Here is a 21,113-nt window from a genome sequence, read left to right on the forward strand (position 1 = left end):
GCGGGTCAGTCGAAGTCGGCGTCCACGTCCTTCTTCTGGTCGTAGATCAACTTGCCGTGGGCGTCGTACCCCCGGACGCGGACGTTCTGGATGCCGGAGTTCCCGCCGGTGAGGCCCCAGATGTAGTAGCCGTTGGAGATCAGCGCGCGGGTCGGTCCCTGCTTCGGCAGGTCGACGACGATCTGCGCGACCCCGTCGGGCACCATCCCGAACTCGAAGGTGTCCCCGAACCTCCCGTTCGCCTGCACCGCGCCGCGCGTGTAGTCGTACGGCCCCTTCGCCGTCGCTGCGAGCATGTGACACCAGGCGTAGACCTTCTGGTCCGGCGAGATCAGTACGGCGGTCACCTTGTCGCCGGTGCCCGTCTTCAGCGCGACCTTCCAGTCCTTCGTGACCGGTCCGGCCGCCTTGATCCGCGGGTCCTGAGCGGGCGATCCGCCCTCAAGGTAGATGCCGTCCACGCCACGGCACCGGGTCGTGATCTCCTCGTCGGTCAGCGGGCTCACCGGCGGGGGAGGTACGAGCGCCTTGCCGGTCAGGGGGTCCTTCGTGAGTACGGCGTCCGGCGTGACCGGGTCGGCGGTCTTGACGGTGACGTTGTCCGGGCCCGTCGGACTCGCGACGGTCGGCTCGTCGGCCGGTTTGTTGACGAGTTCCCAGATCTTCTTGCCCGTCGCGTCGTACGCCCGGATGCGCTGCAGCGGGATCTGGCCGCTCCGGACGCCCGTGTAGCCGAGGGTGTAGAACCCGTCGGTGCCCACGAGTGCCTGCCGCGGGCTCTTGTCGCCCCTGTACTCGACCAGCACGCGCGCGGCCCCCGCGACCGGGACCCAGGCGCCGGCCTCGGCCGCCTGAGGTACGCCGGCGGTGCTCTTGGGAGCCTTCTCGGTGGTGCTCAGCCGCCCGTTGGTGAAGGGCTTCTGCGGCGCGTCCATGGTGCAGGTGGACAGGATCGACTTGTCCGGCGACAGGAAGCCGGCGGACAGCAGCGATTGGTCACCGCTCTTGTACACGACCTTCCACTGCGGGGTGATCGGGCCGGCCTTGTCCCAGAGGTTGGCTTTCTGCTCGCGGAGGAAGTCAACGTTCTCGCGGTCGTACTGCACGCAGCGCCGGTAGATCTCGGCGTCGGACAGCGGGCTCACCGGCGGCGGTGGCTGGATCGTCTTCCCGGTCTCGCCGTCCACGACAAGACCGGTCTTCGCGTCGATCGTGATGGTCGCACCGGGCACTCCCGCCGGGGCGGTGCTCTGGTCACGGTTCGCGGACCAGGTCGCGGCGCCGGCGATGATCACGCCGGTGGTGAGAACGGCGGTCGACACCGTGGCGATCCGCGTGCTGCGGACGGAGCGCCGGGCCCGGACGAGCAGGTCGTCGACGTCGGTGTTCAGCGGCTGGTCGGTGTCGTCGGCGGCCGCGGCCAGCAGGCGTTCGATGTCGGTACTCACGGGGCGCTCCTTTCGGTCTGGTCGAGGAGTTCGCGCAGCCGGGCGAGGCCGCGAGACGTCTGGCTCTTCACGCCGCCGGTGCCGACGCCGAGGATGTCGGCGGTCTGTTCGAGGCTCAGGTCGGCGTAGTGCCGCAGTACGACGCACGCGCGCTGACTCGGCGGCAGTGCGCCCAGGGCCTGTACGACGAGCATCCGGTCGTCGACCGCGCCGCCCGGGTCGGGCAACGGCCCGGCCTGGTCGTCGGTGTCCACGAGCCGCTCCCGGCGCCATGGCTTCCGCGACTGGTCGAACACAGCGGTCACCAGGCACTGATGGGCATACCCGTTCAGCCCCTGCGTCCGGTCGATCCGATGCCACCGCCGATACACCTTCACCAAGGCGTCCTGAGCAGCGTCCTCCGCCCGATGCCAGTCTCCACACATGAGATACGCCGTCCGCCGCAACCGCCGAACCATCGTCGCGGCAAACTCCGTGAACTCCGCCTCGTCCGATGCCTTCATACCCCTCCCTCCACAATTGTCGGCGAGGTAACGCCTCCACCACCCCGGAAGGTTGCAGTGACCGTAACGGGGGACACTGCCGTCCGTTGGTGATCCGAAGGTCTTTGACATGGGTGGGAGGATGCTTTTTATGGCGATGACAGCACAGGTGAAGTCCGAGCTGACCAGTATTCAGGTGACGAAACCGTGTTGCCGTAAGGCTGAGGTTTCGTCGATCCTGCGGTTTGCGGGTGGGCTGCATCTGGTGTCGGGGCGGATCGTCGTGGAGGCGGAGCTGGACAGTGGCGCCGCGGCGCGGCGGTTGCGCAAGGACATCGCCGAGATCTTCGGGCACCCGTCGGACGTGGTCGTGATCTCGCCCTCGGGCATCCGCAAGCAGACCAAGTACGTCGTCCGCGTGGTCCGTGACGGTGACGCGCTCGCGCGGCAGACCGGCCTGGTGGACAACCGCGGCCGCCCGGTCCGGGGGCTGCCGCCGGCGGTCGTGTCCGGTGCTTCGTGTGACGCGGTCGCAGCCTGGCGGGGTGCGTTCCTGGCGCACGGTTCGCTGACCGAGCCGGGCCGGTCGTCCTCACTCGAGGTGACCTGCCCCGGTCCGGAGGCGGCGCTCGCGCTGGTCGGTGCGGCCCGGCGGCTCGGGATCGGCTCGAAGGCCCGCGAGGTGCGCAACGTGGACCGTGTGGTGATCCGCGACGGCGACGCGATCGGCGCGCTGCTGACCCGGCTCGGCGCGCACGAGTCCGTGCTGGCGTGGGAGGAGCGCCGGATGCGTCGCGAAGTACGCGCGACCGCGAACCGGCTGGCCAACTTCGACGACGCGAACCTGCGGCGTTCGGCCCGTGCGGCAGTGGCAGCGGGGGCCCGTGTCGAGCGGGCGCTGGAGATCCTCGGCGACGACGTACCGGACCACCTGCAGGTGGCGGGCAAGCTGCGGCTGGAGCACAAGCAGGCCAGCCTCGAGGAGCTCGGTCAGCTGCACGAGCCGGCCCTGACCAAGGACGCCGTCGCCGGCCGGATCCGCCGGCTGCTGGCGATGGCCGACAAGCGCGCCGCCGACCTCGGCATCCCGAACACCGAGGCCAACCTGACGCCGGAGATGCTCGACCCGGCCTGAGACTCAGACGAGTTCCTCGACGCCGAGTTTCAGCAGCAGCAGGCTCACGACGATCACCAGGACCGTGCGGACGAACGGTGATCCGCGGCGCAGCGCCGTACCGGCTCCGAGCCGGCTGCCGAGCATGTTGCAGGCCGCCATCCCGAGTCCGAGCAGCCAGAGCACCTGACCCTGCCAGGCGAACACCAGCAGGGCGCCCAGGTTCGAGCCGAGGTTGACGATCTTGGACGTCGCCGAGCCGCGGGTGAAGTCGATGCCGAGCAGGGTGGTCAGCGCGACCACCATCATCGTGCCGGTGCCCGGTCCGATGAGTCCGTTGTAGAACGGCAACGCGATGCCGGTGACCAGGACGACGGCCGCGATCCGGCCGCGGGTGGGCAGGGCGGGGGTCGAGCTCAGGCCGAGGCTCGGCCGCGCCACCACGATGGCGAGGACGGCGACGAGTGCGGCCGCCACCACCGGTCGCAGTACCTCTGACGGAAGCGTGCCGGCCGCAGCCGCGCCCAGCCCCGACAGCACGACGGCCGGGATTCCGCTGATCAGGGCGAGCCGTACGTCGACCTTGGTCCGGCGGCTGAAGGTGACCGCCGCGCACGTCGTACCGGCGATCGACGACAGTTTGTCCGTGGCGAGCAGCGACACGGCCGGCGTACCGGGCATCGCCAGCATCAGCACGGGCAACTGCACCAGCCCGCCGCCACCCACGACGGCGTCGAACCAGCCGGCCACCGCTGCCGCGACGAGCAGCAGCGCGATGATCTCGATCTCCATCGTGCATTCCCCCGGGACGGTCGGGCGGCACCGCGCGGCGGCCACCCCTGACCCGGACTGTGACGGAGCGGCGTTGGGTCAGCGTTGGCCCGGCGGTGAGACAGGATGGGTCGCACTGTGGACAGACCGACGACGCGGTTCGGCGTACTGGGGCCGATCGAGGTGTACGACGCCGGCCGGACCCAGGTCGTCAGCGCGGAGATCCGCCGGACGCTGCTCGCCGTACTGCTGAGCCGTTCGGGATCCGTCGTACCGCGCGACGTCCTGGTGGCAGCCGCCTGGCGGGACCGGCCGCCGACGCCGGCCACCGTGCGCTGGCACATCCATCAACTGCGGCAGTTGCTCGGTGACGGCGATCAGTTGACCAGCACGCCGGACGGCTACCTGCTCCAGGTGGATGCCGAGGCGCTGGACGCCAGCCGGTTCGAGCTGCTGCTTGCCCGCGGCCGGGACCTGACCGACGATCCGCAGGTCGCGGCGACGGTGCTCGCCGAAGCGCTCGCATTGTGGCGTGGATCGGCGTACGAAGGCCTCACCGACGTGGAGGTGCTCCGGGACGAGGCAGGTCGGCTGGCCGAGGCGCGACTGGCCGCACTGGAACTGCGGATCGAGGCCGACCTGGCGCTGGGCCGGTCGGCCGCACTGATCCCCGAGCTGACCGCCTTGGTGGCCGAAAGCCCTTTACACGAAGGGTTCCGGGCTCAACTCATGCTTGCCCTGTACCGCAGCGGCCGGACCGCCGATGCGCTGTCGGCGTACCGGGCGGGGAAGGCCTTGATCGCCGAAGAGCTCGGGCTCGATCCGGGCGAGCGGCTGCGGAAGCTCGAACACGCCATCCTGATCGCCGACCCCGCGCTCGTACCGGCCGACGGGATCCGGGCGTTGCCGCCACCGGCCGAGCTGCCGCCTGACGTGCCGGCCCTCGCCGGCCGGGACCGAGAGCTCGATCGCATCCACGCCGCACTGAGTCAGGGCTCGCCGATCGTCGCCATCCACGGCCAGGGCGGCGTCGGCAAGTCGGCGCTGGCGATCAAGGTCTCGCACCGGCTCCGCGAGGCGTTTCCGGACGGCCAGTTGTACGTCGACCTGCACGGTGCGACCCCGGGATCGCGGCCGCTCGCGCCGTTGGACGTACTGCGCCGATTCCTGCGCTCGCTCGGCCTGTCCGACGCTCAGCTGCCGGCCGACCTGGACGAGGCCGCCGCACGATTCCGGTCGTCGACGGCCGGCCGGCGGATGCTGATCGTGCTCGACGACGCAGTCGACGCGGCCCAGGTACGACGACTCACGCCCGGCGACCGGGGGAGCGCCGTCCTGGTGACCAGCCGGATGGCCATGGCCACCCTGGACGGTGTGACGCAGGTCCACCTCGATGCCCTCGCCGAGGCGGACGCGCTCGTCGTACTGACAGACCTCGCCGGACGTGACCGGATCGCCGCCGAACCGGAGGCCACGGCGGAGGTGATCAGACTGTGCGGCGGGTTGCCGTTGGCGCTGCGGATCGCCGCGGCCCGGCTGGCCGCACGACCGGACTGGCGGATCTCGGAGCTGGCCGGCCGACTGGCCGGTGATCGGCGGCTGGACGAGCTGAGCGATGCCGATCTGTCGGTGCGGGCCAGCATCAGCGTCGGCCGGCAGACCCTCGGCCGGGATCGCAGCGGCCGGTTGGCTGACCGCATCCTCTACACGGTGCCCGTCCTCGATCTGCCGGATGTCGACGCGCACGTCGTCGGCGCACTGGTCGAGGCCGGGCCCGGCGAGGTACAAGCAGGCCTCGACCGACTCGTTCTCGCCCGGCTGGTCGAAGCTCTCGATACCGGCCGCTACGGGATGCACGACCTGGTCCGGCTGTACGCGAGCGAGGTGGCCGAGCGCGAGCTGTCACGGGCCGAGTCGCTGGCAGCAGTACGTCGTACCGGCCATGCGTACCTTGCGACGACGCGGGCGGTCGCGGAGTTGATGCGAGCGGTGACGGCGAAGCCGTGGCTGGCGTCCGGGATCGCGGAGCCGGCCTGGTCGCCGGTCGCACTCGAGGATCTCGGTCAGGCGATTCGCTGGATCGACGCCGAGCGGGAGAACCTGGTCGCGGTCGCCGCGGCCGTGGACGACCCCGCGGTGATCGTCGGGCTGGCGGCAGTGGCACAGCATCCGTTCGCCAGCCGCGGCTGGCACACCGAAGCACGGCGAGTGGGGCGGATCGCGGTGGACGCTGCCCAGCGCGTTGCGGAGCCGAGTCTGATCGCGACTGCACACCATGCACTGGGAGCGGCTCTGATCGCCACCGATCCGGCCGGTGCGATCGAACCGCTGCACTTGGCGCGCGACTTGTTCGCGACCGTGGACGACAGTCTGCGGGAAGCGACCGTCCGCACGACCCTGGCGCATGCCCTGGTCATGGACGGGCGGGCGCCGGAGGCAGAGAACGAGTTGCTGCGGGCGATCGGGCTTCACCACTCGACCGGTGAGGACGAGTTGGAAGCGCGAGACCTGACCAACCTCGGCATCGTCGTGCAGCACCAGGGCAGGTACGACGAGGCTCGGCGGCGGCACGAGGACGCCTTGGAGCTTCGCCGTCGGCTCGGCGACACCCACGGGATGGGGATCTCCCTGGCGAACCTGGGACAGTTGGCCCTGGTGCTCGATCAACCGCAACGGTCCGTCGAGCTCCTCCGCAGCAGCGTCGATCTGCTCGCCGCCTGGCCGAACCGTCTGGGTTTCGGGCGGCTGCTCTGGGACCTCGGCACGGCGTACCGGAGGCTCGGCCAGGAGGGGCGCGCGGCGTCGGAGCGGGAGCGATCCCTGATGCTGCTGGCCGAGCACGGCCTGCTCACCAGCGAGCAGGCCGACGCGTTGCTGGCCGAACCCGACCCGCCGATGCCCGCGCCGTACCGGCGCTTCGCCTGACCTGACCCTGTCGGCTGAGTCGGTACGACAGTTTCCGGAGAGATGCTTCGGAAATCGCCGTTCGTCGTACCAGCCAGTGGTCTGGTCTGAAGCCCTGGAAAATCAGGGGTGGTCTCATCTGGACGCTACCAGTTGGCCGAGTGGGCTGTTGGGCTAGTGTTCGGGCTGTAGCGGCAGTGCAAAGCCAGTTCAGAGGAGACGTAGTCCCGTGACCGTACGCGTAGGTATCAACGGCTTCGGCCGCATCGGCCGTAACTTCTTCCGCGCCGTGCAGGCGTCCGGTGCCGACATCGAGGTCGTCGCCGTCAACGACCTGACCGACAACCAGACTCTTGCTCACCTGCTGAAGTACGACTCGATCCTGGGCCGCTTCCCGGGTGAGGTCTCGGCGACCGAGGACGACATCACCGTCGCCGGCCACGCCATCCGCGCGTTCGCCGAGCGCGACCCGGCCAACCTGAAGTGGTCGGACGTCGGCGCCGACGTCGTGATCGAGTCCACCGGCTTCTTCACCGACGCCACCAAGGCCAAGACGCACGCCGACAACGGCGCCAAGAAGGTCATCATCTCCGCCCCGGCGAAGAACGAGGACCTCACCGTGGTGATGGGCATCAACCACGACCTGTACGACGCCGAGAAGCACACCGTGATCTCGAACGCGTCCTGCACCACCAACTGCCTGGCCCCGCTGGCCAAGGTCCTGCACGACGCGTTCACGATCGAAAAGGGTCTGATGACCACGATCCACGCGTACACCCAGGACCAGAACCTGCAGGACGGCCCGCACAAGGACCTCCGCCGCGCCCGCGCCGCCGCGCTGAACGTCGTGCCGACCTCGACCGGCGCCGCGAAGGCGATCGGCCTGGTCCTGCCGGAGCTGAAGGGCAAGCTCGACGGCTACTCGCTGCGGGTCCCGGTGCCGACCGGCTCGATCACCGACCTGACCGTCGACCTGGCCCGTGAGGTCACCGTCGACGAGGTCAACGAGGCGTACCGCGTCGCGGCCGAGGGTCCGTTCGAGGGCATCCTGCGGTACAGCGAGGACCCGATCGTGTCCTCCGACATCGTCACCGACCCGGCGTCGTGCATCTACGACGCGCCGATCACCAAGGTCATCGGCAACCAGGTCAAGGTGTACGGCTGGTACGACAACGAGTGGGGCTACTCGAACCGTCTCGTCGACCTGGTCAAGCACGTCGGCGCCTCGCTCTGACCAGGCTCTGAAGCAGTCTGAGGCAGTCCACCCGCTTGCGTCCGGAGGGCCTGGTGCTCCTTCGGGCGCAAGCTCGTTCACCCGAGGAAGCTGAACTGTGAAGACCATCGAAGATCTCGGCGACCTGGCGGGCCGGCGGGTGCTGGTCCGGTCCGACCTGAACGTGCCGATCAAGGACGCGGTGATCGGCGACGACGGGCGGATCCGCGCCTCGCTGCCGACGCTGATCAAGCTCGCCAAGGCGGGTGCGAAGGTGATCGTCACCGCGCACCTCGGCCGTCCGAAGGGCGAGCCGAAGCCGGAGTTCACCCTGGCCCCGGTGGCCGAGCGGCTCGGCGAGCTGCTGCAGCCCGAGGGCATCACCGTGCACTTCGCCGGCGATGTCACCGGCGAGGCCGCGCAGACCGCCGTACAGGACCTGGACGAGGGCGAGGTCCTGCTGCTGGAGAACGTGCGCTACGACGCGCGCGAGGAGAGCAAGGACGAGGCGCAGCGCGAGGCGCTGGCCGAGGAGCTCGCGGCGCTGGCCGACGTGTTCGTCAGCGACGGCTTCGGCGTCGTGCACCGCAAACAGGCCAGCGTGTACGACGTGGCGCGCAAGCTCCCGCACGCGGCCGGCGGCCTGGTGCTCGCCGAGGTCGACGTGCTGAAGAAGCTCACCGAGGACCCGGCCCGGCCGTACGTCGTCGTACTCGGCGGCGCGAAGGTGTCGGACAAGCTCGCGGTGATCGACAACCTGATCGCCAAGGCCGACAAGCTGCTGATCGGCGGCGGCATGGTCTTCACGTTCCTCAAGGCGCAGGGCCACGAGGTCGGCAAGAGCCTGCTCGAGGACGACCAGCTGGACACGGTCAAGGGCTACCTGGAGACCGCGAAGGCCAAGGGTGTCGAGATCGTGCTGCCGACCGACATCGTGATCGCGCCCGAGTTCAAGGCCGACTCGCCGGCCACGGTGGTCGCCGCCGACGCGATGCCCGCCGACCAGCTCGGCCTGGACATCGGCCCGGAGTCCGGCAAGGCGTTCGCGGCCGAGGTCGCCGGCGCGAAGACCGTGTTCTGGAACGGCCCGATGGGCGTCTTCGAGATGGAGGCCTTCGCCGGCGGAACCAAGGCCGTCGCGCAGGCGTTGACCGAGGTGGACGGGCTGAGTGTCGTCGGCGGCGGTGACTCCGCGGCCGCCGTACGCCAGCTAGGCTTCGCCGACGACGCGTTCGGCCACATCTCCACCGGTGGCGGCGCGTCGCTGGAATACCTGGAGGGCAAGGAGCTCCCGGGTCTCGCCGTACTGGAAGAGGACTGACACCGATGGCCGCGCCTGACACCCCAGCCGCCCGCACGCCACTGATGGCGGGCAACTGGAAGATGAACCTCAACCACGTCGAGGCCGTGCACCTGCTGCAGAAGCTGTCGTGGACGCTGCAGGACAAGAAGCACGACTTCGAGCGCGTCGAGGTGGCGGTGCTGCCGCCGTTCACCGACATCCGCAGCGTGCAGACGCTGGTCGACGGCGACCGGATGAAGCTCAAGTACGGCGCCCAGGACGTGTCCACGCACGACTCCGGGGCGTACACCGGCGAGATCTCGGCGCCGATGCTCACCAAGCTCGGCTGCACCTACGTGCTGACCGGGCACTCCGAGCGCCGGCAGTACCACAACGAGGACGACGCCACGGTCAACGCGAAGACCACGAAGGCGCTCGCGGCGGGCCTGGTCCCGATCGTCTGCGTCGGCGAGGGCCTCGAGGTCCGTAAGGCCGGCGAGCAGGTGCCGCACACGCTGGCCCAGGTGGACGCCGCACTGGCCGGGCTGAAGCAGGACGACGTCCGTAAGCTCGTCATCGCGTACGAGCCGGTCTGGGCGATCGGCACCGGCGAGGTCGCGACGCCGGAGGACGCGCAGGAGGTGATCGCCGCGATCCGGGGCCGGATCGAGGAGACGATCTCACCGTCGGTCGCCGACTCGGTACGGATTCTTTACGGTGGATCGGTGAAGATGGCCAGCGCAGGTGGCATCATGGCCCAACCGGATGTCGACGGCTGCCTCGTCGGAGGTGCGAGTCTCCAGGTGGAAGAGTTCGCCGGCATCTGCCGTTACCTGGACCTTCAGTTAGGCTACTCCTCGTGATTCTCGCTTTCTCGATCATCGTGATCGTCTGCAGCCTGTTCCTCACGCTGCTGGTACTGCTGCACAAAGGCCGCGGTGGCGGCCTCTCGGACCTGTTCGGTGGCGGTGTGTCGTCCAGCCTGGGCGGCTCCTCGGTCGCCGAGCGGAACCTGGACCGGATCACGATCGGTGTCGGTCTGATCTGGTTCGCTGCCATCGTCGCGCTCGGCCTGCTCTACAAGCTCGGCTGAGGGGGAGTAGGTTCCCGTGGCTGGTGGTGGCAGTGCGATTCGTGGCAGCCGGGTCGGTGCCGGGCCGATGGGCGAGGCGGAGCGCGGCGACACCGCGCCCCGGCAGCGCATCGTGTTCTTCTGTGCGAACGGGCACGAGACCGCGACGTGGTTCGCGGTCGAGGCGGCCATCCCGGAGGAGTGGGACTGTCCACGGTGCGGTCTGCCGACCAGCACCGATGTGAACAACCCGCCTCCGCCGCCGAAGATCGAGCCCTACAAGACCCACCTGGCCTACGTGAAGGAGCGTCGCTCCGAGCAGGAGGCCCAGGAGATCCTCGACGAGGCGCTCGAGAAGCTCCGCGCCCGGCGCGCCCGCGGCGAGGTCATCTTCTAGCAGTACTCCGGACAGCCCGGACCGATCCCCATCGGTCCGGGCTGTCTGTGTTTCCGGGATTCCGGAGATCTACCGCTTGTGGTCGCTCGGACGCAGCGCGCTAGGGTCTGGGGCATGAAGTCGTCGATCGCGCCCGTCCGCTGGACCCCGCCGCCCGCGCCGCCGGCACGGAACCCGACGGGCATCGAGGTGGACGTCGTCGCGCTCCCGGGCGCCGGCCCCGAGGACACGCTGATCGACACGGACGGCAGTGTTCTCACTGGCCTGTACGACGGCCGGATCCTGCGCGTCAGCGCGGACGGCAGGACCATCACCACCCTCGCCGACACCGGCGGCCGGCCGCTGGGCCTGGAGTGGCTGCCGGACGGCAAGGTGCTGATCTGCGACGCGAACCGCGGCCTGCTGACGCTCGACAAGGACAACCGGGTCGCGACGCTGCTCGCCGAGATCGACGGCCGCCCGATGCGGTTCTGCAACAACGCCGACGTCACCGAGGACGGGACGATCTACTTCACCGACTCGTCCACCCGGTTCGGTATCGACGAGTGGATGGCCGACCTGCTCGAACACTCCACGACCGGCAGCGTGTACCGCCGTACCCCCGACGGCGAGGTCACGCGGCTCGCGTCCGGGCGTGGTTTCCCGAACGGCGTGGCGCTCAGCAGTGACCGCCGGACGCTCTTCTGGGCCGAGACCGCGATGTACGCGCTCTACAAGCTCGACCTCACCGTCGAGGGTGCCGAGCCGGTGCAGCTCGTGGAGATCCCGGGGCTGCCCGACAACATCGCTCGCGGTTCCGACGGCCTGATCTGGGTGACGGTCGGTTCGCCGCGCAACGCCGTACTCGATCTGTTGCTGCCGAAGCACCCGGTCCTGCGCAAGATCGTCTGGGCGTTGCCCGACGCGTTGAAGCCGAAGGCCGCGGACATCATCGAGATCCAGGCGTACGACGAGACGGGCGAGCTCGTGCAGGACCTCCGCGCCAAGCACCCGGACTTCCACATGCCGACCGGTGTGCGGGAGCGGGACGGGAAAGTGTGGCTAGGAAGCATCGGCACCAGCTCCCTAGCCACGTTCCCGACTCCGCCTCGCTAGGCCCTAGGGCTTCGGCGGCGGAACCACGTCCTGCGGTTGCGGCGACTCCGGGACGACCGTCTGCGCGTCGTGCCCGTTCCCGGTCACGACCAGGGAGAAGTCGTCGCCGTGGTTGCTGACACCCTCGATGACCGCCGCCTCGACCGCCTCCGAGCCGATCTCGCGACGCAACATCAGGGGATCCGTCCGCAGGTCCTTGGCGAGCGCGACCGCCAGGCCGACCATCACGACGGCGAACGGCAGTGCCGCCACGATCGTGAGGTTCTGCAGGCCTTTCAAGGCGTCGGCACCGCCGCCGCCGGCGAGCAGCATGACCGCGGCGACCGCCCCGGTGAGCACACCCCAGAAGACGACCAGCGGCTTCTTCGGCTCGATCGCGCCGCGCTCGGACAGCGTGCCCATCACGATCGAGGCCGCGTCCGCGCCGGACACGAAGAAGATCGCGACCAGCACGACCACGATCACCGTGGTCACCGCTGCGAGCGGCAGCTGGTCGAGTACCCCGAACAGCTGGCCCTCGGTCGTCGACGCGCCGGCGACGTCGGTACCGCCGCGCTGGAGGTCGATCGCCGTACCGCCGAAGATGCAGAACCACAGCAGACTGACCAGCGACGGCACCAGCAGGACGCCGGTGACGAACTGCCGGATCGTCCGCCCGCGGCTGATCCGCGCGATGAACATGCCGACGAACGGCGTCCACGAGATCCACCAGGCCCAGTAGAAGACCGTCCAGCCGGACAGCCACGTCGACATCGCGTCGCCGCCGCTCGCCTCGGTGCGTGCCGCCATGTCGGCGAGGTCGCGGAAGTAGTCCCCGATCGCGGTCGGGACCAGGTTCAGGATCAGCACGGTCGGGCCGACCACGAACACGAAGACCGCCAGGACGACGGCCAGCACCATGTTGATGTTGGACAGCCACTGGATGCCCTTCGCGACGCCGGACACGGCCGACGCGACGAACGCGGCCGTGAGGACGGCGATCACGCCGACCATGAGGCCGTTGCCGGTCTTGCCCATCCAGCCGAGGATCTGGACGCCGGAGCCGATCTGCAGGGCGCCGAGCCCGAGCGACGCGGCAGATCCGAACAACGTCGCGAAGATCGCGAGGCCGTCGATCACCTTGCCGATCGGTCCTTCGGTACGGCGTCCGAGCAGCGGGGCGAAGGCCGAGCTGAACAGCTGCGAGCGCCCGCGCCGGAAGGTGCCGTAGGCAATCGCGATGCCGACCACCGCGTAGATCGCCCACGGGTGCAGGGTCCAGTGGAACAGCGTCGTCGCCATCGCGGTCTCGAGCGCCTCCGCCGTACCGGTCTCGACGGTGCCCGGCGGGGGCTTGACGAAGTGCGTGAGCGGCTCGCTGACGCCGAAGAACATCAGGCCGATGCCCATGCCGGCGCTGAACATCATCGCCACCCAGGACACGGTCCGGAACTCGGGTTCCTCGTCGTCCCGGCCGAGCGGGATCCGTCCGTACCGGCCGGCCGCCAGCCAGATCACGTAGACGACGAAGCCGGAGGCCAGCAGGACGAACAGCCAGCCGGTGTTCTGCTCGACCCAGCCGAGGGCCGAGGTGGACGCCGTGCCGAGACCGGCGGCGTCGATGATGCCCCAGGCGACGAACGCCAGGGCGATGACCGCGGTGACACCGAAGGTGACGCGGTCCAGCCCGGAGCCGTGACTTCGGCTGCCGGGTGGTGGCGGGGTTGCTATTGCGGGATGTGCTGCGTTGTCGGGGGTGTCTGCCTGGCTGTCGATATCGATGGCCACAGGTAAGTCACGCCTCGCTACGGCGCGCCTCCGTTCTGTTGTGTAGGGGACAGGGTGCCCTTGAGGTGCCGGGCCTTACGACCGTGTCGGAGATTGTGTGAAAACGCAACAATCGTGGTTTCGGACACACTCGGTAAGGTGCGGGCATGCGTTTCGGAATCGCGATTCTGCCGGAGTACCGCTGGCCCGAGGCCGCGCCGCGGTGGCGGCGCGCGGAGGAGTACGGCTTCGACCACGCGTGGACGTACGACCACCTGACCTGGAGCGGTCTCCAGGACTCACCGTGGTACGGGACGACGCCGACGCTGACGGCGGCCGCGACGGTCACCTCGACGATCAAGCTCGGCACCTTCGTGACCTCGCCGAACTTCCGGCATCCGCTGGCGCTGACCCGCGACATCCTCGCGATCGACGAGGTGTCCGGCGGCCGCTTCCTGTGCGGCATCGGCGCCGGCGGCAGCCTGGACGCGACGATCCAGGGCGGTCCCGACCTGACCGGGCGGCAACGGCAGGACCGGTACCAGGAGTTCGTGAAACTCCTCGACACGCTGCTCACCACCGACGGCGTCGACTTCAAGGGCGAGTACTACGAGACGCGCAACGCCCGCACGCTGCCCGGGTGCGTCCAGCAACCGCGCGTGCCGCTCGTCCTGGCCGGCAACGGACCGCGCTCGCTGAGATTCGCCGCGGAGTACGGCGACGGCTGGATGACAACCGGGGGAGCACGCGACGACCTGGACCGCTGGTTCACGTCGGTCGCCGACCTCAGTCACCGCCTCGACGACCTGCTCGAGGGCCGGCGCCTGGACCGCTACCTCTCCCTCGACTCCGCCGTCTACGCCCTGTCCAGCCCCGCCCTCTTCGAGGACGTCACCGGCCGCGCCGCCACCCTCGGCTTCACCGACGTCATCGTCCACTGGCCCCGCACCGAGGGCGTGTACGCCGGCTCGGAGGCGGTCCTGGAGCAGGTCGTGTCGGACGTCGTACCGCGGTTCCGTTGAGAGGTGGCGCCGAGATGACGAAGGGGCCGCGCACCGAATGGTGTGCGACCCCGACGTTGGTTGCTAGAAGGTGATCCGAGGATCAGATCGCGCGGATGTTCTCCGCCTGCAGGCCCTTCTGGCCCTGGGTGATCTCGAACTCGACCCGCTGGTTCTCGTCCAGCGAGCGGAAGCCCGACATCTGGATGGCGGAGTAGTGCGCGAACACGTCCGCACCACCGTCATCCGGGGTGATGAAGCCGAAGCCCTTGTCAGCGTTGAACCACTTGACAGTACCGACAGCCATTGTCTATCTCCTCGATGGCTATTTAACAATCCGCGACCCACACCTCATGAGCCGCGCGTCGCCGAAAGGCCCCAGACGACAGACCGGCCATGCAGCACAGCAAAAGTCAGGGAGTCCAAAACTGCAACGCCATAACTGTAGCCGTTCTGCGGGCTGATGGTAGGGGTGAGGACAAACACGTGTCGCTGATTGTCGCCAATCGTTACCCTGCGTGCGCACCCCGTTTCGCCCTCCGTGGGGCCGGTCCGGAACCGCAAATCCCGTCCCGACCTGCTGTTTCGCAGGCAGCGACGGGGCGGGGACGTTGGCAACGAAGGACAATGGTCCGGTACGCCGGGTAATGGACGCATGATTCTGATCGAATGTCCCGGCGTGTCGCGCGGCTGTGGACAGCTGCGCGACCGGTTGCAGGAAGCGCAACAGCGAGGAGGCAGCAATGATCGTCACGGTGACCCGCAGCGGTGGATTCGCGGGGCTGACGAAGCACGGCGAGCTGGACACGGCCGGGCAGCCGGACGCGGACCGGCTGGAGGATGCGGTGCGGTCCTTGGGCGCCAAGAACCTCGGCTCCGGCCGGCCGCAGCCCGACCGGTACGTGTACCGGCTGGAGGTGCGTGACGCCCAGGACGCGGACGCCACGCAGCACACCGTCGCCGAGCAGGACGTGGACGCCACCACGGCCTGGCTCCTGGACCGCGTCCTCGGGAGCTAGCTAGCGCCAGTCGATCTCCGGTGCGCGGTAGAAGTTGATGCCGAGCACCTCCCACCGCGGCGCCTGCTCGGCCAGGCGATCCTTGTACGTCGTCCAGTCGAGCGCGTCCTCCGACGACCAGCCGAGCTCCGCGATCCCGGGCAGCCGCGGGAAGACCATGAACTCGACCTTCTCCAGGTCGTCCAGCGTCTCGGTCCACAGCGGGGCCTCGACGCCGTGGATGGCGTCGGCCGGCACGTTCGGGACCAGCGTGGCCGGGTTCCAGCTGTAGGACTGCTCCACGCTGACCAGTCCGGCCCACTGCAGTCCGAGCGGCGTCTCCGCGTGGTACTTCATGTCCAGGTAGGCCCGGTTCGCGGGGGAGAGGACCAGCGTCGCGCCCTGCTCGACGGCCTTGACCGCGAGCGCCTGCGCCTTCTCGTCCTCGGTGCCCCAGTACTGGACGATGGTCCCGGCCGGCAGCGGCCCGTCGGCGATCTCGTGCCAGCCCATCACCGTCTTGCCCTGCTTGACGACGAGCTCGGCCGCCTTCGGCACGAAGGTCAGGTAGTCCGAGTGCGGTGTCGAGTGTGCCTCGTCCCCGCCGAGGTGTACGACGTCACCCGGCGTCTGCTCCGCCACCTCCCGGAACACGTCGTCGAGGAACTCGTACGTCCGGTCCAGCCCGACCGTCAGCGTGCTGAACCCGACCTCGGTCTCGGTGTAGAGCTTCGGCGCCACCCCGTCCGCGTTCAGTTCCGGGTACGACGCCAGCGCCGCGTTGGTGTGTCCCGGGGTGTCGATCTCGGGTACGACGGTGATGTAGTGCTCCCCGGCGTACCTGACGATCTCGGCGTAGTCGGCCTTCGTGTACGCGCCGCCCGTGCCGCCTCCGACCTGCAGACTTCCGCCGTACTCCGTGAGGCGCGGCCACGAGTCGACCTGGATGCGCCAGCCCTGATCGTCGGACAGGTGCAGGTGCAGCCGGTTGATCTTGTAGAGCGACACGAGGTCGATGAAGTGCTTCACCTGGTCGACGGTGAAGAAGTGCCGGGAGACGTCGAGCATCGCGCCGCGGTAGCCGTAGCGCGGCGAGTCCGTGATCGTCGTGCCGGCGATCTCCCACGGCCCGTCCTGCGCGGTGCCGGCCTCTGCCTTCGCGGGCAGGAGTTGGCGGAGCGTGGTGACGCCGCGGAAGACGCCTTCAGCGGTCGCCGCTGTGATGCTCACGCCGGAGGCGTCCGCGCGGAGCTCGTAGCCTTCGGGGCCCAGCGACTCCGGGCCACCGGTGGACAGTGTGATCGTTCCGGTCCCGTCCTGGACGGGCAGGGCGAACCCGGTCGACCGCCGTAGCCGGGCGGCGAACCCGTCGGCGATCGTCCGGAGAGCGGGATCGGTGAGGCCGATGGTGGCGTCGGGCTGCAGCGTGAAGGTCTCGTCGGGGAGCGCCTGCTGGGCCGTGGGCTGCGGAATCATGATCTCGAGTCTTCGCGCGCCGGGTAATTACGTCAAGAGGCTTCAATACCGCCGTGCGAGCTCGACGGCCTGCGTTGCGTAGCTTCCTCCGAACAGCACGACGTGGACCAGCAACGGATGCAGCTGGTGCAGCCCGATCCGGTCCCGCCAGCCGTCCGGCAGCGGATGCGCTTCGTCGTACGCCCGCAGCACTCGTTCCAGTCGCGGCAGGCCGAAGAGAGCGAGCATGGCGAGGTCCGTTTCGCGGTGCCCGCCGTGCGCGGCCGGGTCGATCAGGTGTACGCCGTTCGGTGTCCAGAGCACGTTCCCGGACCACAGGTCGCCGTGGATGCGGGACGGTCCTTCGGACGGGTCGTCGTACGCGCCCGACTCCAGCCGCTTGCAGACCCGGTCGAAGCCGTCCAGCCGGATGCCCTGGTCGTGGGCGGCCCGCAGGTACGGCCGCAGCCGCAGGTTGGCGTAGAACTCACCCCACGACTCGACCGGCTCCACAGCACGTGGCAGTGGCAACGTCCCGATGTAGCCGTCGCCGTCCCACCCGTCCGGCGGTACGCCGAAGTGCCGAGCGCCGGCGTCATGCGTGACAGCCAGCCGCCGGCCGAACTCCTCCGCGGCGGCCTCCGTCGGCGGGCACGTGTCCAACTTGGTCGTCGTGAGCTGATCGGGGGAGACGTCGAGCGGCTGGGCCACCGGCACCCCGCCTGGTACGGCGAGCCACCGGAGGCCGGCCGCCTCGACCTCGAACAACCCGGCGGGTGCGTCAGGCCGGCTCTTCACAAAGCTCATGCGCGCACTCTGGCACGGTCCGGCGGGGCCGGGCCAGCAGCGGCTCGCAGAGCATCAGAAGAGCTGCCGCGGCGGTCAGCAGGCCGCCGACGAGCGCCACGACCCGGACCGTGGTGGTGTCGATCAGCGCGCCGCCCACGAAGGCGCCGGCCGCGATACCGATATTGAAGGCCGAGCTGGTCCCGGCGGACGCGATGTCGGTGCTGCCCGGCGCGACCTGGAGCGTCCGGCTCTGGACCGCGACTGCCAGCCCGCTGAACGCCAGACCGATCACCGCGATCAGGCCCACCGTCACGATCTTGAACTGCCCCAGCCCGTACAGCGCCAGCAGACCGACCGTGATCAGTCCCAGCGGGGCAACCGTCGCACCCCACGGGTAGCGGTCGAGCAGCCGCCCGACGATCAACGTCCCGGCCAGGCCGCCCGCTCCGCTCGCGAGCAGCATCGGACCGAGCGCGCCGGACGAGAAGCCGGTGATGTCCAGGAGGAACGGCGTGACGTACGTGTTGAACGTCAGGAACCCGGTCACGCCGACCGCGGACGCGACGATCAGCACGACGTACCGCCGCAGATCGGGGGAGCTGCCCCGCCGGGACGGACTGTCCTGCACCTCGGCGCGCGGCAGCACGGCCACGATCCCGATGCAGGCGGCTGCGCCGAGGAGGGTCATCACGACGAACGGCACGCGCCAGCCGGCCTGCTCGCCGAGCAGCGTGCCCAGCGGGATACCGAGGATCGGTGCGAGCGCGGTCCCGATCGCGAGCCGGGCGACCACCCGGCCGCGCAACTCCGGCGGGAAGAGGCTGGTGGCGATCGGGGGCGCGATCGACCAGAACAGCGCCTGCGAGAGGGCGATCACCAGCCGCGCGGCGAACAGCAGCTCGTACGTCGGGGCGGCGGCCGAGAGCGCAGTGGCGACGGTCATGACCGCGAGCGTGCCGGCGAGGACCACGCGGCGGGGGAGGTGGTGAGTGAGTCGGGCCAGCGGGATGGAGGCGAGCACGACGACGGCGGCGTACCCGGTGACGAGGAGCCCGACCTGCGAACGCGAGCGCTCCAGATCGTCGGCGATCACGGTCAGCAGACCGATCGGGAGCACCTCGACGGTCACGAAGGAGAACGTCGAGACGCCGAGGAACACCAGTGCGGCGGTGGCTCGGCGGGTCGAGAGGGGCATGGTCACCTGATCTCAGTTGTTCCCAGCAAAAGTTCTGTCGGTGGTAGCGTCTCACCCATGACCGACAGTTCTCATGCGGAATTCCGCATCGTGGGCGGACACCCCGCTCTCGACCTGGTGAACACGGTCAGCCCGCGGCTGCGCGGCGGCGACGCGGCGCACGACTACCTCACGTCGCCCGCCGAGCTGCTGGCCTGGAGTCGCCGGATCGAGCTCGTCGACCTGCGGGACTTCAGCGCCGTCGAAGGCACCTGGCGGTCGGCGCCGGAGCTGGCCGCGAAGGCGCTGCGCGCGACGCTGGAGATCCGCGAGGCGACGTACGACGTCCTCGCGCCGCGCGCCGACGGTGCCGCGGTCGCGGTCGACGGGGTCAAGCGTACCGAGAGTTCTGCCTTCGAGCGGTTGATGTTGCGCTGGTCCGCGGCGGCCGCCCGGTCGATGCTGATTCCGGACCCGGCGCGGGCGCGCGGGGTGGCCGAGCTGGTCGTCGGGACGTCGCCGGCGCAGCTGATTCCCGACCGGCTCGTGGTGGCCGCGGTCGAGCTGGTGCGGACGGTGGACCTGCGCCAGCTGCGGGCCTGCCCGGTCGCGGACGGCGGGTGCGGATGGCTGTTCCTGGACCGGAGCCGGAATCATTCGCGGCGCTGGTGCGCGATGGAGGACTGCGGGACGCGGGCGAAGATCCGCAAACTCGGTGAACGCCGACGCGCTACCGGCGTACCCGCCATTTAGTGGTAGCCACGCTGCAGCTTCACTGTCAGCGATCGGCCCACAACGCGAGAAGGCGTGTCGAAAGGTGCCAACTGTCCCCGGGACCTGTCATCGTAGGCGGCCGGGCCTTCCGACAAGAGGGTCTCGAGGTGTGCCTGCTCCGGACTGGGAACAGGCTGACGAAACAGAAAGTGGAGAACAGATGACGCAGGTGGCAGAGCAGCCGGGCAGTACTGCCGGGCGGCTCGGCTCGGTGGTCCTGGACTGCCCGGACCCACTCGAGCTCGCCCAGTTCTACTCGGCGCTGCTGGGGCTGGAGATCGACGAGAACGGTGACGAGGACTGGCGGAGCCTGACCGGCCCCGGGTCGTCGCTGGGGTTCTCGACGCTGGCCTTCCGGCGTTCGGAGGAGTACGTGCCGGCCACGTGGCCCGGCACCGACGCGCAGGACCTCCATCTCGACCTGATCGTCGAGGATCTCTCGAGCGGCCACGCCACCGTGGTCGCCCTCGGGGCCGAGCCGCTCGACCCGCTGGACCCGCCGCCCGCCGAGAACGCACGCGGCTGGCGGATCTACGCCGACCCGGCAGGTCATCCGTTCCGGATCTGCCTCGAGTGAGTCACCGAGGGCCCGCCCCACAGTTCGCGTGGGGCGGGCCTTCGCATGTCAGGCGCCCTGGAACCGGAAGTGCCTGCCCTCGACGTACCGCGGCCGCGGCTGGTAGCTGTTCACCCCGGGCTCGCCGCGCAGATGGAAGGCGCTCGGGTACGGCGTCTCCGGATCGGTGATGCGCGTCGACGTCGGGATGTAGCGGATCGTCAGCCCGCAGCGCCGGTGCGGTGACGTGTTCGCGTTGCTGCCGTGCACGATGTTCGGGTGGTGCACCTCGACGTCGCCCGGCGCGAGCACCATGTCGACGGCCTGCGACTCGTCGACCTCGACCGCGATCTCCTGGCCGAGCACGCTCTCCACGTCGGTGTTGTCGCGCATGCCGGCCACTTCGGAGCGGTGACTTCCCGGGATCACGCGGACGCAGCCGTTCTCCGGCGTCGAGTGGTCGACGGCGAGCCAGAGCGTCACGACCTCCATCGGGTCGAGCGGCCAGAAGGCGGCGTCCTGGTGCCAGAGCACCGGCTGACCGGAGTACGGCGGCTTGGAGATGTAGTGCGAGGCGAAGAGCGCGATATCCGGTCCGACGAACTTCTCGGCGATGTCGACCAACCGGTTGTCGCTCACCAGCCGGACCCAGAACGGGTCGTCCTTCAGGTAGATGTGGCCGAGCTGCTCGGGCCGTACGTCGGGATGCCGGGCCTGCAGCCACTCGACATGATCGTTCACCTCCTTGATCAGGTCCTGGTCGATGACGTCGCGGAAGATGACGTAGCCGTCTGTTTCGAACATGCCTTCAGCGTGCGGGTCCGACGTACCGGGGAACTAGT

21 protein-coding genes are annotated in these 21,113 nt (G+C 69.5%); 12 read left to right on the forward strand and 9 right to left on the reverse strand.

Annotated elements, in window-relative coordinates:
* Positions 1-5: 5 nt before the first annotated feature.
* Positions 6-1,448, reverse strand: a complete 1,443-nt coding sequence (locus BJY22_RS25610) for a hypothetical protein (protein WP_167211143.1) — start codon at positions 1,446-1,448, stop codon at positions 6-8.
* Positions 1,445-1,951 carry a SigE family RNA polymerase sigma factor gene (locus tag BJY22_RS25615; RefSeq protein WP_167211146.1) on the reverse strand — a complete coding sequence of 169 codons (507 nt, stop codon included), beginning with the start codon at positions 1,949-1,951 and terminating at the stop codon, positions 1,445-1,447. The genes BJY22_RS25610 and BJY22_RS25615 overlap by 4 nt, the downstream gene beginning before the upstream one ends.
* A gap of 130 nt (positions 1,952-2,081) precedes the next feature.
* Here BJY22_RS25615 and whiA point away from each other — a divergent pair, with 130 nt between their 5' ends.
* Positions 2,082-3,065, forward strand: a complete 984-nt coding sequence (gene whiA, locus BJY22_RS25620; RefSeq protein ID WP_167211148.1) for a DNA-binding protein WhiA — start codon at positions 2,082-2,084, stop codon at positions 3,063-3,065.
* A 3-nt stretch (positions 3,066-3,068) separates the two neighbouring features.
* On the opposite strand, the gene BJY22_RS25625 is transcribed toward whiA, so the two are convergent.
* On the reverse strand, positions 3,069-3,836 hold the full coding sequence (locus BJY22_RS25625) for a sulfite exporter TauE/SafE family protein (RefSeq protein WP_167211151.1): 768 nt from the start codon (positions 3,834-3,836) through the stop codon (positions 3,069-3,071).
* Positions 3,837-3,953: 117 nt separating this feature from the next.
* Here BJY22_RS25625 and BJY22_RS25630 point away from each other — a divergent pair, with 117 nt between their 5' ends.
* The 7 genes from BJY22_RS25630 to BJY22_RS25660 all read left to right on the forward strand — a co-directional run bounded on the left by BJY22_RS25630 (position 3,954) and on the right by BJY22_RS25660 (position 11,778).
* Entirely contained in the window at positions 3,954-6,740 is a 2,787-nt protein-coding gene (locus tag BJY22_RS25630) for a BTAD domain-containing putative transcriptional regulator (protein WP_167211154.1), read from the forward strand.
* A 208-nt stretch (positions 6,741-6,948) separates the two neighbouring features.
* Entirely contained in the window at positions 6,949-7,953 is a 1,005-nt protein-coding gene (gene gap, locus BJY22_RS25635) for a type I glyceraldehyde-3-phosphate dehydrogenase (RefSeq protein ID WP_167211157.1), read from the forward strand.
* Between the two features lie 97 nt (positions 7,954-8,050).
* Complete coding sequence (locus BJY22_RS25640; RefSeq protein WP_167211160.1) at positions 8,051-9,253, forward strand: phosphoglycerate kinase; 1,203 nt, start codon at positions 8,051-8,053, stop codon at positions 9,251-9,253.
* Between the two features lie 5 nt (positions 9,254-9,258).
* On the forward strand, positions 9,259-10,077 hold the full coding sequence (gene tpiA, locus BJY22_RS25645; protein ID WP_167211163.1) for a triose-phosphate isomerase: 819 nt from the start codon (positions 9,259-9,261) through the stop codon (positions 10,075-10,077).
* Positions 10,074-10,307, forward strand: a complete 234-nt coding sequence (gene secG, locus BJY22_RS25650) for a preprotein translocase subunit SecG (protein ID WP_167211166.1) — start codon at positions 10,074-10,076, stop codon at positions 10,305-10,307. The genes tpiA and secG overlap by 4 nt, the downstream gene beginning before the upstream one ends.
* 16 nt (positions 10,308-10,323) lie before the next feature.
* A complete protein-coding gene (locus BJY22_RS25655) occupies positions 10,324-10,683 on the forward strand; it encodes an RNA polymerase-binding protein RbpA (protein WP_131296896.1) in 360 nt (119 codons plus the stop codon).
* A gap of 114 nt (positions 10,684-10,797) precedes the next feature.
* Positions 10,798-11,778, forward strand: a complete 981-nt coding sequence (locus tag BJY22_RS25660; protein WP_167211169.1) for an SMP-30/gluconolactonase/LRE family protein — start codon at positions 10,798-10,800, stop codon at positions 11,776-11,778.
* A gap of 3 nt (positions 11,779-11,781) precedes the next feature.
* On the opposite strand, the gene BJY22_RS25665 is transcribed toward BJY22_RS25660, so the two are convergent.
* Positions 11,782-13,545, reverse strand: a complete 1,764-nt coding sequence (locus BJY22_RS25665) for a BCCT family transporter (protein WP_167211172.1) — start codon at positions 13,543-13,545, stop codon at positions 11,782-11,784.
* Positions 13,546-13,691: 146 nt separating this feature from the next.
* On the opposite strand from BJY22_RS25665, the gene BJY22_RS25670 reads away from it, so the two are divergent.
* Positions 13,692-14,546 carry an LLM class flavin-dependent oxidoreductase gene (locus tag BJY22_RS25670; RefSeq protein WP_167211175.1) on the forward strand — a complete coding sequence of 285 codons (855 nt, stop codon included), beginning with the start codon at positions 13,692-13,694 and terminating at the stop codon, positions 14,544-14,546.
* Positions 14,547-14,628: 82 nt separating this feature from the next.
* Here the strand turns inward: BJY22_RS25670 and BJY22_RS25675 are convergent, their stop codons facing one another.
* Positions 14,629-14,832 carry a cold-shock protein gene (locus BJY22_RS25675; RefSeq protein WP_134100749.1) on the reverse strand — a complete coding sequence of 68 codons (204 nt, stop codon included), beginning with the start codon at positions 14,830-14,832 and terminating at the stop codon, positions 14,629-14,631.
* Positions 14,833-15,268: 436 nt separating this feature from the next.
* Here BJY22_RS25675 and BJY22_RS25680 point away from each other — a divergent pair, with 436 nt between their 5' ends.
* Entirely contained in the window at positions 15,269-15,544 is a 276-nt protein-coding gene (locus BJY22_RS25680; RefSeq protein WP_167211178.1) for a protealysin inhibitor emfourin, read from the forward strand.
* On the opposite strand, the gene BJY22_RS25685 is transcribed toward BJY22_RS25680, so the two are convergent.
* Genes BJY22_RS25685 through BJY22_RS25695 form a run of 3 tightly spaced genes read right to left on the reverse strand, consistent with a single transcriptional unit; the run spans position 15,545 to position 18,962 of the window.
* The gene (locus tag BJY22_RS25685; protein WP_167211181.1) at positions 15,545-16,999 is read right to left on the reverse strand and encodes a beta-N-acetylhexosaminidase; all 1,455 of its coding nucleotides are present in this window, start codon (positions 16,997-16,999) and stop codon (positions 15,545-15,547) included.
* 42 nt (positions 17,000-17,041) lie between these two features.
* Positions 17,042-17,785 carry a fructosamine kinase family protein gene (locus BJY22_RS25690; RefSeq protein WP_167211183.1) on the reverse strand — a complete coding sequence of 248 codons (744 nt, stop codon included), beginning with the start codon at positions 17,783-17,785 and terminating at the stop codon, positions 17,042-17,044.
* A complete protein-coding gene (locus BJY22_RS25695) occupies positions 17,760-18,962 on the reverse strand; it encodes an MFS transporter (RefSeq protein ID WP_238351263.1) in 1,203 nt (400 codons plus the stop codon). Before BJY22_RS25695 ends, BJY22_RS25690 begins: the two co-directional genes overlap by 26 nt.
* Positions 18,963-19,019: 57 nt before the next feature.
* On the opposite strand from BJY22_RS25695, the gene BJY22_RS25700 reads away from it, so the two are divergent.
* A complete protein-coding gene (locus BJY22_RS25700; protein WP_167211189.1) occupies positions 19,020-19,694 on the forward strand; it encodes a CGNR zinc finger domain-containing protein in 675 nt (224 codons plus the stop codon).
* 181 nt (positions 19,695-19,875) lie between these two features.
* Positions 19,876-20,292 carry a VOC family protein gene (locus BJY22_RS25705; protein WP_167211192.1) on the forward strand — a complete coding sequence of 139 codons (417 nt, stop codon included), beginning with the start codon at positions 19,876-19,878 and terminating at the stop codon, positions 20,290-20,292.
* Positions 20,293-20,340: 48 nt separating this feature from the next.
* On the opposite strand, the gene BJY22_RS25710 is transcribed toward BJY22_RS25705, so the two are convergent.
* Positions 20,341-21,075 (reverse strand): phytanoyl-CoA dioxygenase family protein, encoded by a 735-nt coding sequence (locus tag BJY22_RS25710; RefSeq protein ID WP_167211195.1) that lies wholly within the window; start codon positions 21,073-21,075, stop codon positions 20,341-20,343.
* Positions 21,076-21,113: the final 38 nt, after the last annotated feature.

Origin of the sequence: Kribbella shirazensis, from assembly GCF_011761605.1 — a bacterium.
Lineage (GTDB): Bacteria > Actinomycetota > Actinomycetes > Propionibacteriales > Kribbellaceae > Kribbella > Kribbella shirazensis.